The following is a 13,866-nucleotide window of genomic DNA, read 5'->3' as shown; positions in this document are numbered from 1 at the left end:
TGAAATCATCCTAGCTTTGCGGGGCCTTCTGGATGACCGCGAGGGAAATCCTCCCGTATCCCGAGCCCGTACAGGTTGACATGACTTTCTTCAGCACCTTGAAGGGGATGGTTTTATCCGCCAAGATGGTGACTTCCTTGCCGGCCACCGCTGCCTTGGTGCTTATGCCGATGATGTTCCTTTCAAGCTGATTCAACCGGTCAGCTATGGCCGGGACATCCTCGCTCTTCGATCCCAGCAGGTCGGCGGTGCCGATCACCGGTTCTCCCTGAACCAGGACAGATTCGGGGCCGACCAGGATGACAACCGTCTCCCGCGGCTTGGTTTCGACAATGGAATCCGGCAGCTTGATCTGCTTCGGGGTCGCCAGAACTTCGCTGGAAGAGGAGTTGGCCAGCAGAAAGAACACCAGGATGGTGAACACGTCCATCAGCGAGGTCAGATTCAGGCCCGTCACCTTTTTCCGGTTCCGTTCCATGCGCCTCATGCGTCGCGATTCTCTCATGGCGCGTCTCCAATCGATATGCGGGGGAAAAGCTCTACTTTTACCATCTCGTCCCCTTGCTCCGCCTTGACTTCGGTTTCCCGTAACGCATCCATGATCCGGATGAGAGAGTCGTACTCGATATCTGGTTCCATCAGGACCGTGGCGTCGTCCTTTTCCGGATAGTCCTTCTTCAGGCGGACCAGCATTTCGTTCAAAGTTTCCATATCGTACTGGTCTTTCTTCTTCGGAAGCGCCGCCACGACGCTGGCACCGTTGGCCAGTTCCAGTCCGGCTTTGCGAACGATCACCTCGATGGTGAAATTCGGCTTTGCGACAGCAGAACCGCCGGCGGCGGTCGGCACGCTCAGCTCCAGGATCGTCACCCGCGAGAAGACGGCGCCGATCAGCAGAAAGGGAACGAGAACGACCATCAGGTTCATGAAGGTCGTGATGTCGAGGTCAGGTGCTTCCCCGGACCTCCTCGATGTCCGATAGTGATGTCGTCTGGCCATGGTCAGCTCGTCGGGTATTGGCGTTTGGCAAAGTTGGAAATGCTGTTCAGGGCCTTGACCGAAGCCATCTCCAGGCTGTCGACAATCTGACCGGTGGTCGAGGTCAGCTTGGCGTGGATGAGCAGCAGGGGGATGGCGACTATCAGTCCAAAAGCCGTGGTGTTCATGGCCACCGAGATGCTGGCCGACAGCAGGTCGGCCTTCTCAGCGGGGTTGGCGTTGGCGACCGCAGTAAACGCCTCGATCAGACCCATGATGGTGCCGAGCAATCCGAGCAGGGTGGCGATATTCGCCAGCAGGCCGACGTAGGGTGTGCGCTTTTCCAACTGGGGGATAATCTCCATCATGCTCTCCTCCATGGCGATTTCGATATCTTCACGCCGCCGGACAGCCCCCTGCCGCGCCAGCCCCATTCCCAGCATCTGGGAGATGGTCGACTGATCCTTGTCGACCATTTCCCGGGCCTTGTCGAAATCCCCCTTCACCAGCACCGGCTGCAGCAGGTTCCACATCTTGCGGTTGGCGTTGCGGGTGCGGATCAACTGAATCCATCGTTCGATGGCGATCGCCATGCCCACCGTGAAAACGAGCAGAATGGGATACATGAACAATCCGCCCTTTTGGAAAAAACTCACCAGAGAATAGAAAACGCCCATCTTTGTTCCTCCTGTTCCAAAAATATGATCCTGGTTGTGACTTGACTGAAGTCGTGTCTGCTTATTGGTCGAGTGACTTAAATCGATCCCGATTATGATTTACCTGCCCGAAGCGACCTCGTAGAAATCCAGTTGCCGCTGAAAAACGTCCCGATCCACCGGTGCATTGCCATTGTTGAGCATCAGGCTCAACCCGGTCTCGATGCCGAGCTCTGAACTTTTCCATGGGACGATATAGAGAGATTTCGGAGCTTCGTCGTTGCCGACGATCGACATGCCGGACAACTCCTTGGCTTCCGATTCCCCGTTTTTCGCCTCCTTGCCCTTCTCCTCGGCCAGGGCCGGAACAGCGATGGCCAGAGCCAAAAACAGGCATATCATCAATTTTCGCCTCATTGTTCCCCCGTAGGGGCGGACCCCTGTGTCCGCCCTATCCCATGTGTTTGCCCTGTCCCCACGTCTCCTCACCGGCGGCCACCCGATCATCTGTTTCCCAGCCGCATCCGCAGGTCTGCAATCCATATCCGGATCTGATCGTCCTGAGGCGTCGCCTCACTGTAGATTTCGTAATGGCCGACCGCGCAGGCCGGGTCGTTCAGATAGATGTCGCAGAGAATCCCGAGATTCTTGTGCACCGGAAGGTACTCGGGAAATTTTGCGAGGGCCTGTTCGTAAATTGTCCGCGCCTCGGCAAACCGCCCGGCCTTGCGCAGCAGCAGACCGTACTCGTTGCAGGCGACCGGATGACCGGGAAACAGGGTCAGAGCCTTCTGCAGATGGGTTTCAGCCTGCTCGGCCTGACCATTTCGGGCACAGGCCATGCCGAGGTTGATGCGGGCCGCCGTGTTTTCCGGGAACTTCTCGACCACTTTTTCCAGTAAGGCGATGGCCCCGGAGTAATCCGCCTGGTTCATCAGGACAACGGCACGCTCGAAGTCGGCCAGGGCCGCGCCGTCCAGGGTAGAGGGCTGCACGATGGAAAAGCCCTCTCGTCCGTCGGCCAGACGCTGCACCCCTGTCTCTTCTGAGACGGGAATCTGGGCCGACGGCGGCGGGACTTCAGGGGCTTCGGCAACCGGCGGGAGCTTGCCGCCGGGGGCACAGCCGAAAGCCATCGAAAGAGCCACGGCCAGGATGGTAAATCCGGTGGAAATAGCCATTTTTCCCTTCAATCCCGGATATCTGATTCTGTCAGGCATTTCTTCCCCCTATCCTTTCATTCATCCCTGCTGCTGTGCCGCGGCATTTGGCAGCTCAGGTTCGCTTTGCTCGCCGGTCGCGGCTTCCCCATCCGGAGTCTGGACCTTGTTTTCGACCTCCGCCGGATCTTCCGCCGGGGACGAAACCGGCCGAACGATGGCAAAGGTATAATGACCCGGAGAAGGAATGGCGCTGCTGGCCTCCTCCGCCCGGGCATAGCGGGCCGGCACAAACACAGCCAGTTTTTCCAGACTGCGGTTCACCCAGTCGTTGAAGATCCCCTGGGACAGCAGTTGAAGGTTGCTTTCATGCACCTTGATGGCTTTTTCCTCGAAGGGATAGGCCTGCTCCTCGAGAGCCAGCTCATACTGTTCGAGCTCCTCGGGGTACAAGCCTCGAGGTATTTTGAGTTTTTTTCCTGCAACGAGGATTTTCGATTTATTTAAATCGTTAGCGTTGACAATCCTGCTGATATCGCATTTGGTTCGTTTGGCGATTTTGGTGAGGTTGTCGCCAGGTTGGATAGTGTAGCTGTCAAAAGTCAGATCAGGACGTTCCGAAATCATCAGGGCCTTGCTGAAGTGGGCATAGATCTCAGCCATGTAGAAGGTAGAGGCTGCAGTCACTTCGGCTATTTCATAATCCAGCAGTTTGCCAAAATCCCGAGTCGCCACTTTCATCAGGTCCTGCTTCTTGCGCAGGTTGTCCTGGAAGGGTTTGACCAGACGAATGTTAACGAACCGGTCGAAATTCTGCTCCGCCAGCACCAGGGCGGCTTTGGCGGCCAGGTAACGGGTCCTTTCGGTGCGCTCACCCCCTGCCGAGGCTTCGATGGAAACGATCTTTTTGAGCTGTTCCAGGTAGGCGACCCGATTGTCGGTTTTGAGGAATTCGGCGATCTTGTTCCGGGTTTCCAGGTTGAGCTCGACAGGTTTCGGGAAGTCGGCGACGTAGCGCCGGTAGACATCCAGGGCGCGATCCTTGCGCTCCGCCTCGATATAAAGATCCGCAGCGACCAGCAGGGCCTCCCGGCGAACCTCCGGATCTTCGGACTCCCTTTCGATCCTCTCGTACTCCTCTGCGGCCTGGGCCAGCCGCCCGTCCTCCCGGTAGACAAAGGCGATCTTCTTGGTGACCTCGGGCTGAAGCTCGTGTTCCGGGAAGGATTCGCGGAATCCGGTCAGCACGACGGCGGCGGCGCTCCAGTCCTTGAGCAGGATAAGAGCGGTCGCGGCATCATACTCCGCGTTCGGCCTGATCTTGGAACTCGGCGCCATCCGGCCCACCCGTAGAAAATGATCGGCCGCCAGCCGGTAATCCTCGGCGGCATTGGCCGCCTCGCCCTGCTTGTAGATCGAGGCCGCCAGGTTGTCGGTCAGACTTGCCCGCAATTCGTCCTCCGGCGCCAGCATGGCCAGGACTTTGACGTAGGCGTTCTCAGCCTCGGCGTAGCGCGACAGCTCATAGGAGGCATGGGCGACGATCAGCCAGGCACTGCGCTGAACATTGGGGTCCGCCTGCGGAAAGGACTGGATCAGTTTGTCTGCAGTGACCATCGCCTGCTCGAAATCCTTCAGGGCGTAGAGGTCGTCCGCCGCCGCACCCAGTACGATGGCCGCCTGCTCGTGTTCGGGGAAGGTTTCGGCAAAGCGCAAGGAACTCGTTACCACCTGGCGGCGCACCGGATCCCGCCGGTCCTCGGCAAGAGCGGCCAACTGCTCCCGGCGGGCGAAAACGGCGGCATAGCCCGCCTTGGACGATTTTTCGTGGGCGGGATAATCGTAAGCGGTTTTTTCGTACTCCATTGCCGCGTCGGCAAAGGAGCGGTTTTCCAAAAGCAGGTCGGCCAACTGGTAATTGATGTCCGGCGATTCCGTTTCCTTCGGGAAGGACGCCAGGAATTCCCGGTACCAGTGGAGGGCCTCGGTGAAATTTGCCGGTTTCTCTTCAGCCTGTTTCGGGTTCTGGTAGAGGGCGTGGTAGTGGTTGGCCAGGTCCTTCAGGTTGGTTTTCAGATAGCCGAGGACCTGGGGATTTTCGGAAGGGTCGAAATGCTGCCAGTAATCCGCCTTGAGACCGTAGCGGGTGGCGAAAGTCTTTTTCGAATCGATGACCAGACTGGGGAAGCCGCCGGCCATGTTGATCTCGATCACCCGCATGTCGAAATGGGGCGCCATCTTGTGGAAAGGATTGCGGCTGACGAAGGCGTCGTAGGTTGCGGTAGCGTCGGCGTAACGCCTTTTGTCGTAATAATATTCGGCGAGATTGGAATAGATCCGGTCCTCGAAGCTGCGCCGCCCCCGCGTGCCAAAATAGTCGACTACCACGTCCGCGCCGCCGAGATAGGAAAAGCTCAGGCTGATGACGCGGAAGGTATCGTCCATCCGCTTGCGTTCCGGCTCGTCTTCGGTCTGTTCGAAGTCGTACCCAACCGCCACCTGATGGTCCAGCAGGGCGACGAACCGGTCCAAGCCGTCTTCGTAAAGTTCCTGTTTATAGAAGGTCCAACCCAGCTTGTAGAGGGCGAATTGATAGAAGGAGGAGGCCACGCCGGTCTCCACGATCGACGTGTAGGCGTCCTCGGCTTCCAGGTACCTGCGCCGGGTGAAGAAGAATTCGGCGCGTCGGAATTGCACCTCGTCCAGATAACGCGACCTCGGGTAATCCCGGACCAGCCGGTTCATGACCTCCATGGCCTCGTCGACCCGGCCCAGTTCCTCGTAGGCACGGGACATCTGGTACAGCACCTGGTCGTTGCGGTCGTAAAGCGGATATTCCCGCAGCAGTTTCTGATACAGTTCGATTGCCTCGAGTGCCCCTGCTCTTTCCAGGTCGTCTGTGGCGGCAACCGGCTCCGGCCGCTCCCCTTCGACGATCGCCGCAACTTCCGCACGGCTGGCCCGCCGTTCGAAATCGACGTCCGATTCGCCGCCCGGCACAGCAGCGGCAGGTTTGTTCGCCGCGATTTCCTTAGGCCTGGAGGTATCCGGAGCCGGCATTGCCGAGGGCAGGGCGGCGCCCGAACCTGTGCCATCGGTAATGATTCCGTACTCCTTTTCCACCTTGAGATCGGCGAGGCGACGAATCGCTTCGGGAGCCAGAGGCGAGTCCGTCGTCTCCCGGAGAAAATGCTGGTAGCTTTCCATCGCCTTCTCGAGGCCGCCGACCACCTTTTCTTCCCTGATTTCGATCTGTTTGTCGCGCAACTGGGCGATCGTACCCCGTTCGTCGAGGGGCGAACAGGCAAAGAGGACCAGGGGCAGTGCCAGCAGCAGGTTTCGTGTGCGGATCATGGCTCCACCTTCTTCAGGCCTTCGGCCCGGGCGGCACGATCGTAACTGTCCGCCAGGGAGAAACGGGCCTTGATCTGATATTCCGCCAGTCGGTCCTGACGGGCTGCAAGTTCGGCGACGGCCATCTCCTCCAGGAAATGACCCTGCCGGGCCATCAGCACCGTCACCTGTTCCTCGGCATCCCTGATTCGCTGCCGCTGGCGCCGGATCCCATGATCGTAGCCCTGGTAGCTCTGGGTCGCCGCCTGACGAATCCGCACAAAGGCCGCATATTGCTCCTGCAGGGCCTCGATGTCACGGTTCAGTTCCAGCAGATGATGATGGGCCTCGGTCAGGCGCCGGTCGTAATCGGTATAAATGTCCCAGTCCAGAACCCCGCGCAGGCGGCGAATCCGGGTCTTCAATTCCTCGTCTCCATCCAGGGCTCCTTCGAGGACGGCGATCTGTTCCTTGAAGATCCGTTCCCCGGCGGTGGCCAGGTGTTGCGGGCGGGGTGCCGTGAGCAGATCGTGCAGACGCTTCTCCACGTGATCCCGCTGTTCCAGCCGCAACCGCATCTGCGAATCGAGGCGACGGAACTGCCGGTCGATCTCGGGAAGGAGCGGCTCGTAATAGGCCCGGCGCAGGCTGATCAGTTCCTCGAAGGCTTCCAGGTCCCCTTCCCAGGCTTCCAGTTTTCGGCGCAACTCCTCGAGATCCAGATAATTCTTCAGCGATTCCTGGAAATCGTGGCCAGCCATCAATTCGAGCAGATAGAAGGTTTCCGGGGTCTCCGGGAGTTCCCGCAGCCGGACCACCCAGTTGGCATCCTGTTTCAGCTCCTCTCGCACCAGAGCCTCGAGGAACTTGCCCTCGCGGATGCTCTTGATGGAGGCGCCGAGCTTGTCGACCTCGTTACCGAAGGCGTCCAGCGCCCGGCCGTAGAGAAGAGCCGCCTTGCTGTAGATGCCGAGCTTGGCATAGGCATAGGGGACGGCGAGCAGGCCTTCCTGTACGGCGGAATCGGTCATCTCCCGCTCCGACAGGATAGTCCAGGGCACCAGAGCTCTCTCGAAGCGGTTTTCGAAGGCATCGGCCCACCCCGACCCGAGCAGCGCCCGGTTGGAGAAGGCGCCGTTGAGGCGAACCCGGTCAAGGATCTCTTTGGCACTGCCGTACAGTTTTCCCTGCAGCAGCTTTTCTCCCAGCACCAGGTTCGATTTGTCCCTGATCGCCAGCGTGGCGGGAAGATCGGTGTCGTTCCGGCCGCTCCGCTCGAGGACGCGGTTCCCCTCCAGCTCCTTGCCGTCCCCCATCAGGGCGATGCCGAGGTTGTAGTCGGCGAAGCCCGCAAAATCCTCCGATCCCTGCAACCCCTTCAGAAGCGGGACAGCCTCGGCATATCGGCCATTGGCCATCAGGATCTGCCCCCGCAGAAAATCGAGGTCATCCTTCAGGGCCTCGGGCACATCGCCCTGAATCCTGTCCAGGGCATGAAAGGCATTGACCGGCTGGTCCTTGCGAAAGTAGAGCCGGGCCAGGCGGAATATGGCCGCGTTGCGTACCGGTTGCTCCACATCCCCCTCGATGACCGCCGAAATGGCCCGGCCGGCCCTCTGATGCATCCGGTAGGCCAGCTCGAAATCCCCTACGGCGAATTCAGCCTGTCCAACATGTTTGAAAAGAGCGTCGAGTTCCGGTTCATCGAGCCCGTGGTGCAGCACCAGCTCGGTATCAAGGCGGGCCAGGGCATCGAACCACTCTCCCTGGAAAGCGTGATAGAGGGTCTCGCCGTAATAGAGATCCTCCAGCTCCCGGGGGGCGGTTGTCGCGATGGCTTCCTGCTCCCGCTCGGCGGCGAAAACAGGGGAAGCAAACAGCAGTAACGTGAATAGAACAAGTAGCCTGGTCATAGTTTTCTCAAAAAAGTCATGCTTCTTATCCGATCGATCAGTCCGATCCGACGGATCTGACCGATCCAACCCACGCTCACCAGTCCCGGAACCCGAGCTCCCCTCCCGCCAGGCTTATTTCTAAAATCTTCGGCCCAACCTCCTTGCTGAAGGTAAAGGTCTCGGACCGGAGCAGATCGCTGCCGCCTTTGGTCTTGCCGGCGAGAATGACCTGCAGTTCATGGCTGCCGGTGGTGACGTTGCCGGTATAGATCCGCTGCACTCCGCCCTTGCGCAGGGCTTCGAGTTCCTGAAAGGTATACAGGTGGGTCGCCACCCGTTTGCCGCCGATCCGGATCTCGACCGAATCGACCCGCAGTTCCTCCCCCTCGACCAGGGAAACGAATACCGCGACCTGGGTGTCGGAGGGGTAGAGCAGCTTCTCTTCGAGCTGATAGAGCTCGGCCGCGATCCCCAGCACATCGGTCTTGATGTCCTGAACCTGTTCGTCGAGACCTTTCATCTGCTCCCTGGAGATTTCGGCATGGGCGGTGAAACCCAGGAGCAATATCGTCGCCAGTGAAATGAAAACCTTCCGCATAATTTGCCACCTTTTCTGGTTTATCGCCCGGCCGACCGGGTCAGACGCGGCCGGCGTTGCTAAAGAAACTATTTCCGCTACATCTTCCCGATCAGGTTAATGAACAGACCCTGGTGGTCGTAGTTCAGGTCGGTCAGATCATCGGAAAATTTGCTGAAGTTGTAGCCGACCCCCAGCTTGATGTGGTTGCCGAAATGCCGGTAAACACCAACCAGCGCCCCGCTCAGGCTATCCTCCGCATCGGGCAGGTCGAGCATGCGGGCTTCGAGCAGGGCGTCCCAGCGGTGCAGGAAGTGCCAGTCCGCCCGCAGGACATAGAGGTGGGCCCGGCTGCTGAAGAATTCCGGATCTTCCCGGTCCTGGCTCACTTCGCCCTGGCGATAGGCAACCTTCCCGCCCACGGTCCAGCGCGGCGTCAGGTCGTACATCAGGTCGAGAGCGAAGATGTGGCTGCGCTGAATGACGTCACTGCCGGAATCGACCGTGCTCACCTGATCGGGAGCCGGCACATTGTAGAAGTAGGTGTATTTCATCAAGGCGTTGAGCCGGTCGTGCTTCACAGGACGGTAGGCGAATCCGAGGACCCCCTCCGTATAGTTGCCATCGTAGAACTGCCCCTGGGAACTCTCGCTGAAGGAGTGATCAAATTTGCCCAAAAGGCGCCAGTCGGAGGACATCTGATACTTGAGGCTGTTCTTGAACAGCCAGGTGGTGCGCTCCACGGTGCTGGCGTCCGCCTGCTCGGAATCATCGACCCGGTATTCCACGGCACTGGCCAGTTTCAGGCTGTCGAAACCGTAGCCCATCCTTATTCCGGCCGCTTTCCGATCGAGTTCCGCCCCCGTCTGAGGGTCCTTGAGGGTGCCGACGTCGAGATTTGCGCCAAAATTGAGACGATCGGTGGGGGCAAGATCGACCCCGGTGCTGTGCACCAGGCCTGTGGGCACCTCGCCGTGGGTGTAGCGCTCCTCCAGAAAGACGCTGGCGCTGTCCGAGTAACGGGTGCGGAACCCGGAAGCCAGGTTCCCCTTGCGGGCCAGCAGGCCATTGTCGCTGCGCTCGTTTTCGAGGGCATAGTTGAGATAGACGGTGGTGCGGTCCGAATAGAGATATTCCGTGCCGAGGCTGGCACCGGTTCCCAGATCACCATGGGACAACTCGCCCTCGACCTTGAACCGGTCGGTGACCCGCAAACTGCCGCCGGCGCCGAGGCGGTTGTTGTCCTCACGGGTTCCGGTAGCCTGAACTGTCCCCTGAGCAAAACCGTAGGCGCTCCAGCGGGAGCGGGAGTCGTACAGGATCCGGGCAACGACGTCCGTCCGATCCCCCTCTTCCTGTGTTTCGGGGACCACCGCCGAATTGTCCTCGCGGCTGTCGCGGCGCACTCCGGAGCTGAGGGTCCAGTGCTCGCCGGCCCGATATTCGACATCCAGTTCACCGGCCTCTGTTTCCAGCCCATCCTTCTGGACCTGGAAGTCTGTTTTGAAGCGCAGGTTGAATCGATCGAAGAGCGGCAGCACTCCTGTCCCGCCGTAGCGGGTCAGATCCCGGTCGGTGATCAGGCCGGGCGCCGCATAGTCCGCCTCGAGCATTTCATAGTAAAGGGTGAACCGCCCCCGTCCTTGGGCGAAGAAATCCTGTACCCCGATGCTGGTATCGACCCGGTAGGCCAGAGCCTCGCCGGCTTCGGCCGAGTCGACCGGGTCGATGGTGTAACCGCCGTCGACGGAGGTCGTGGTGGCCACCCCCGGCCCTTCGCTGCGGCCTGCTTCAAGCCGGACCCAGGATTGGGCGGATTTGCGCAAGGTGACATCGGCCCCGTACAGGTTTTTATCAACGTCCTCTTCCTCTCCCCGGTCGGCGGTCACCCCAAACTTGATGTAATCATTGAGCCAGTAGTGAGCCCGCCCGCCGAAAGCCATCGTATCCAGCTCATCAACCCCTGGGGTGAACTCGTAGCGGACCACCAGGAAAGCGGGATGGCCCCCTGTGGAGTCGCTCATGACCAGCAGGTTGTCGGAAGCGGTGGAAGCGAGCGGTTCCGCCAGCAGGACGCGGCCCTGCAGGTAGTCGATGTCGTAGTCGAGGGTCGGACTGAGGTTCTTGACCGCCAGCACTACCCCGGAATCCTTGTCGCGGACCTCGATGCGCACGCTTTCCGAACCCTCGAGGATGTCCTGCCGCCGCAGGTAGTAGAGCGATCCGCCGGTGCCCCGCAGTTCGTCCCGCCCGGCTATGGTTCCCGGGTCGGCGGCGAAGCCGTCAACCCAGAAGCGCTGCTCGCCGAAGCTGGTGACGTCGCGGCTCTGGTAATGCAGATTGCCGCCGTACAGTCCGCGATCGACGTGGGCCAGGTAGTTGTCGGTGTAGGCGATCTTGAAATTGCCCCAGACACCGTAGTTCTCCTCTTTCTCCAGACGGAGATAGAACTTGCCGTTGGTGGGTGCGTCCTCGATCACGGTGCCGTCGTCGCCGAAGGTCGGGTAGTGGCGGTCCGGATCGAGACGCCGGAACAGGGCATCGGGAGACTTGTCGAGGAAATTGGTGAAGATTTCGTCCAGGGGTCCTTCGCGGGTGTCGGCGCTGGCGGTCAGTTTCCAGCCCTCGCCGAATCGGCCCTTGGAGTAGAAGGCGAGGCGCCCCTCGAGAGCCGCATCTTCGCTGTAGTGTTCGTTATCGGGAGCCACCAGATCGGCCGGCCCGGTGGTGTGATGGCCGGACAGGGTCAGATCGGCGATCCCCACGGTGAACCAGTCGCTCTTCTTCAGCTCCAGATCGCGCAGATACAGCTGCCCGTTGCCCGACTCGTCAAGGACCGCAACCTCTACGGTATGCATCCCTTCCGGCAGAATCTCCTCGGCGACGAACCGGCCCTCTGCGTCCACCGGCACGGCGCGACCGGCCAGCCACACGGTGAACCCGGCGGGGATCGCGCTGCCGAAGGCCTGGACCACGCCACCCTTGAGCGGGATGTTGCGCCGGGCCAGACGGCTCTCGCCGTAACCGGCCAGCAGTTCCGCAGCCCTGTCGGCTTCGGCGATGGCCGGATCGATCCGGTCCACCACCCACAGCGGCTGGGTCGCGGTCTCGTCGTAGTTCCCCGCCTCGTCATAGACCCGGACCAGGTATTCCAGCTGCCGAACCGGGGTGGCATAGGTTTCAAAGGCGGGCTGCCATTGGGCCATACCGTTGTCGTTCATCTCGATGACCGCCAGGGGCAGGTCGCGGACCGACTGTTCCCTATCGAAGATCCGCACCTCGGCCCGATGGATGAAACTGCGGTAATTGGCATAGAGGCGGAATTCGACCTGGTTTTCGACGAAATCCGTCTCCGGCAGATCCTCCCGGCCGATGGAGCGCGGCCAGGCGGTCACATTCAGTCGGGGCTCCATCTGCAGATTGTCGTGCTTGAAGCGGATCCGGGCGTCTTCCAGGGCCACGTCGGTGCAGCGCTGCACGTCGGAGCTGCATTTTCCCGGGTCGTCGAGGGGGGCTCCGTCCACGGTGATGCGCATCAGGTTCAGCGAGAAGGGATCGGCCGGTTCGACTTCCCGGGTGATGGGGGTAATCTCGACCCCTTCGTAGTCGTCGAGGGGCACCAGTTCGTCGTAGACCACCTGCACCTGCACCCGCGAGGTATCCGATTCGATGAAGCCGGCATTGACCACATCATCGCTCTGGACGTAGCCGCGCCCTTCGAACTCGGCCTTCTCCTCCGACAGGCTCATGGACTGGCAGACGACATCCATGGCCCGTCGCGCCCGGGCGGTGGACAGCCCGACGTCGTCTCCATAAACGGCGGCGGTGCGACGGTCGAGACGCTGGTTGCGGGTGTAGCCGACGAAGCGCAGGCGCACGTTGTCCTTGTCGGCGACCTCGCCCATGCTGCGGCGCAGTCTCTCGACGCAGGCCGCCGGCAGTAACGGTTGGCCGTTTTCGAACAGAATCGGTTCGACGGGGCCCTCGGGTGATTCGTAGACCCGGGTGACGATCCGGCCGCCGGAGGTATCGGGGCACAACTGGGGCTCGTCGGGCAGCTCCTGCAGCGGGTCGTCATACCAGAACTCGACTTCGACCCTCCGGTTCAGAGCCCGCCCCTGCTGGGTCTCGTTGGAGGCCACCGGCTGTGCGGCACCCCGCCCCTCGCACTCCACTGCGGCATTGGGCAATTCGAGGCCGCCCTGAACGGCGAGCAACACCCGCCGGGCCACGGCCTTGGAGAAACCGAGTTGATCGCCATAGATCCGCTTGTCCCGCCCTTCGAGGGGCAGCGCATCGGTATGAGCGGTAAACTTGACGGCGAGGTTCTGCTTGTTCCCGAGGTTTTTCATCGCCTGCCGGACCTGCTGCAGGAAGGATTCCGGCACCTCGAGCAGACCCTGCTGATAGTGGAGAGGCGCAATCAGGTTTTTGATCCGGGCACGGTGGGCATGTCCTTCCAGATAGCGCATCTTGCAGACCGTCTCGGTCCGGCAGACCAGGACCCGGTGCACCTCGAAGGGGATGACCACCTCTTTTTCCACCAGCTTCTCGCTGATTTCATCATACCAGACCTGCACCTCCACCCGCCGGTTGAGCCGCCGCCCACCTTCGGTCGCGTTGCTGGCCACGGGCCTGCTGTCCCCCATCCCTTCATAGGAGATCGCTTCAGGGGGCAGACCGAGGGCCTGCTGGAAATATTCCGCGACGGTACCCGCGCGCTCCCGCGAGAGTCCGACGTTGTCGCCGAAAATCTTCTCCAGGGCGGGGGTCAAAGACAGGGGATCGGCATGGCCGACGAGGTGAAGCCGGACGTTGGTCCGATCACGCATATCGTGCAGTACGCTCCGCAGGCGTTCCACATAGTCTTCGGGAATCTCCGCCACGCCCAGGGGGAACAGGATGGGCGGGACCATGTTCTCGAGCTTGATGGTCTTGACCTCCTGCTCCAACTCCTGGCGCATTTCGATCCGGTCTCCCTGGGCCTCTTCGAAGATGGATGGATCGTGCAGCCAAGGAGTCAGCGGCCGGTCGGAGGGAAGATGGCCTTCGGCCCCTTCGCCGGCTGCAGCCCCTTCCCGGATCTCCGTCCCGTCATCGGTACTGAAGAAGCCTGCTTCTGCCACGCGGGAAACATGAGCCAGCGCAGCCAGGACCAGGCATACAACGAAAAGTGCGATACGGCGTTCAACCATTGTTTTCCATCTACTTAAAAGAGGCATTGCAGCAGGTTTCATTCGGAAACCCTAACTTTCTCTTCCCTCGGC

General features: G+C 60.6%; 9 protein-coding genes. All 9 read right to left on the bottom strand.

Features of this window, described 5'->3' with window-relative positions; all coding sequences use genetic code 11:
- Positions 1-10: 10 nt before the first annotated feature.
- Positions 11-505, bottom strand: a complete 495-nt coding sequence (locus R2940_17415) for a biopolymer transporter ExbD (protein MEZ4601570.1) — start codon at positions 503-505, stop codon at positions 11-13.
- Positions 502-999, bottom strand: coding sequence for a biopolymer transporter ExbD (locus tag R2940_17410; protein ID MEZ4601569.1), 498 nt, complete (start codon positions 997-999; stop codon positions 502-504). The genes R2940_17415 and R2940_17410 overlap by 4 nt, the downstream gene beginning before the upstream one ends.
- 2 nt (positions 1,000-1,001) lie before the next feature.
- On the bottom strand, positions 1,002-1,655 hold the full coding sequence (locus R2940_17405; GenBank protein ID MEZ4601568.1) for a MotA/TolQ/ExbB proton channel family protein: 654 nt from the start codon (positions 1,653-1,655) through the stop codon (positions 1,002-1,004).
- Positions 1,656-1,754: 99 nt separating this feature from the next.
- Positions 1,755-2,051 carry a hypothetical protein gene (locus R2940_17400; GenBank protein ID MEZ4601567.1) on the bottom strand — a complete coding sequence of 99 codons (297 nt, stop codon included), beginning with the start codon at positions 2,049-2,051 and terminating at the stop codon, positions 1,755-1,757.
- A gap of 86 nt (positions 2,052-2,137) precedes the next feature.
- Positions 2,138-2,854 carry a tetratricopeptide repeat protein gene (locus R2940_17395; protein MEZ4601566.1) on the bottom strand — a complete coding sequence of 239 codons (717 nt, stop codon included), beginning with the start codon at positions 2,852-2,854 and terminating at the stop codon, positions 2,138-2,140.
- Positions 2,855-2,875: 21 nt separating this feature from the next.
- Positions 2,876-6,148 carry a tetratricopeptide repeat protein gene (locus R2940_17390; GenBank protein ID MEZ4601565.1) on the bottom strand — a complete coding sequence of 1,091 codons (3,273 nt, stop codon included), beginning with the start codon at positions 6,146-6,148 and terminating at the stop codon, positions 2,876-2,878.
- A complete protein-coding gene (locus R2940_17385; protein MEZ4601564.1) occupies positions 6,145-8,040 on the bottom strand; it encodes a hypothetical protein in 1,896 nt (631 codons plus the stop codon). The genes R2940_17390 and R2940_17385 overlap by 4 nt, the downstream gene beginning before the upstream one ends.
- A 76-nt stretch (positions 8,041-8,116) precedes the next feature.
- Entirely contained in the window at positions 8,117-8,620 is a 504-nt protein-coding gene (locus tag R2940_17380; GenBank protein MEZ4601563.1) for a hypothetical protein, read from the bottom strand.
- Positions 8,621-8,697: 77 nt separating this feature from the next.
- The gene (locus R2940_17375) at positions 8,698-13,794 is read right to left on the bottom strand and encodes an OmpA family protein (GenBank protein MEZ4601562.1); all 5,097 of its coding nucleotides are present in this window, start codon (positions 13,792-13,794) and stop codon (positions 8,698-8,700) included.
- Positions 13,795-13,866 lie beyond the last annotated feature (72 nt).

It is taken from the genome of Syntrophotaleaceae bacterium, from assembly GCA_041390365.1.
Lineage (GTDB): Bacteria > Desulfobacterota > Desulfuromonadia > Desulfuromonadales > Syntrophotaleaceae > JAWKQB01.
The sequence above is the reverse complement of the archived record's forward strand: the minus strand, read 5'-3'. Positions and strand labels throughout refer to the sequence as shown.

Bases quoted from the DNA above. Each gene is read 5' to 3' on its own strand.
- R2940_17415 (MEZ4601570.1), bottom strand. From the start codon at position 505: ATGAGAGAATCGCGACGCATGAGGCGCATGGAACGGAACCGGAAAAAG.
- R2940_17410 (MEZ4601569.1), bottom strand. From the start codon at position 999: ATGGCCAGACGACATCACTATCGGACATCGAGGAGGTCCGGGGAAGCA.
- R2940_17405 (MEZ4601568.1), bottom strand. From the start codon at position 1,655: ATGGGCGTTTTCTATTCTCTGGTGAGTTTTTTCCAAAAGGGCGGATTG.
- R2940_17400 (MEZ4601567.1), bottom strand. From the start codon at position 2,051: ATGAGGCGAAAATTGATGATATGCCTGTTTTTGGCTCTGGCCATCGCT.
- R2940_17395 (MEZ4601566.1), bottom strand. From the start codon at position 2,854: ATGCCTGACAGAATCAGATATCCGGGATTGAAGGGAAAAATGGCTATT.
- R2940_17390 (MEZ4601565.1), bottom strand. From the start codon at position 6,148: ATGATCCGCACACGAAACCTGCTGCTGGCACTGCCCCTGGTCCTCTTT.
- R2940_17385 (MEZ4601564.1), bottom strand. From the start codon at position 8,040: ATGACCAGGCTACTTGTTCTATTCACGTTACTGCTGTTTGCTTCCCCT.
- R2940_17380 (MEZ4601563.1), bottom strand. From the start codon at position 8,620: ATGCGGAAGGTTTTCATTTCACTGGCGACGATATTGCTCCTGGGTTTC.
- R2940_17375 (MEZ4601562.1), bottom strand. From the start codon at position 13,794: ATGGTTGAACGCCGTATCGCACTTTTCGTTGTATGCCTGGTCCTGGCT.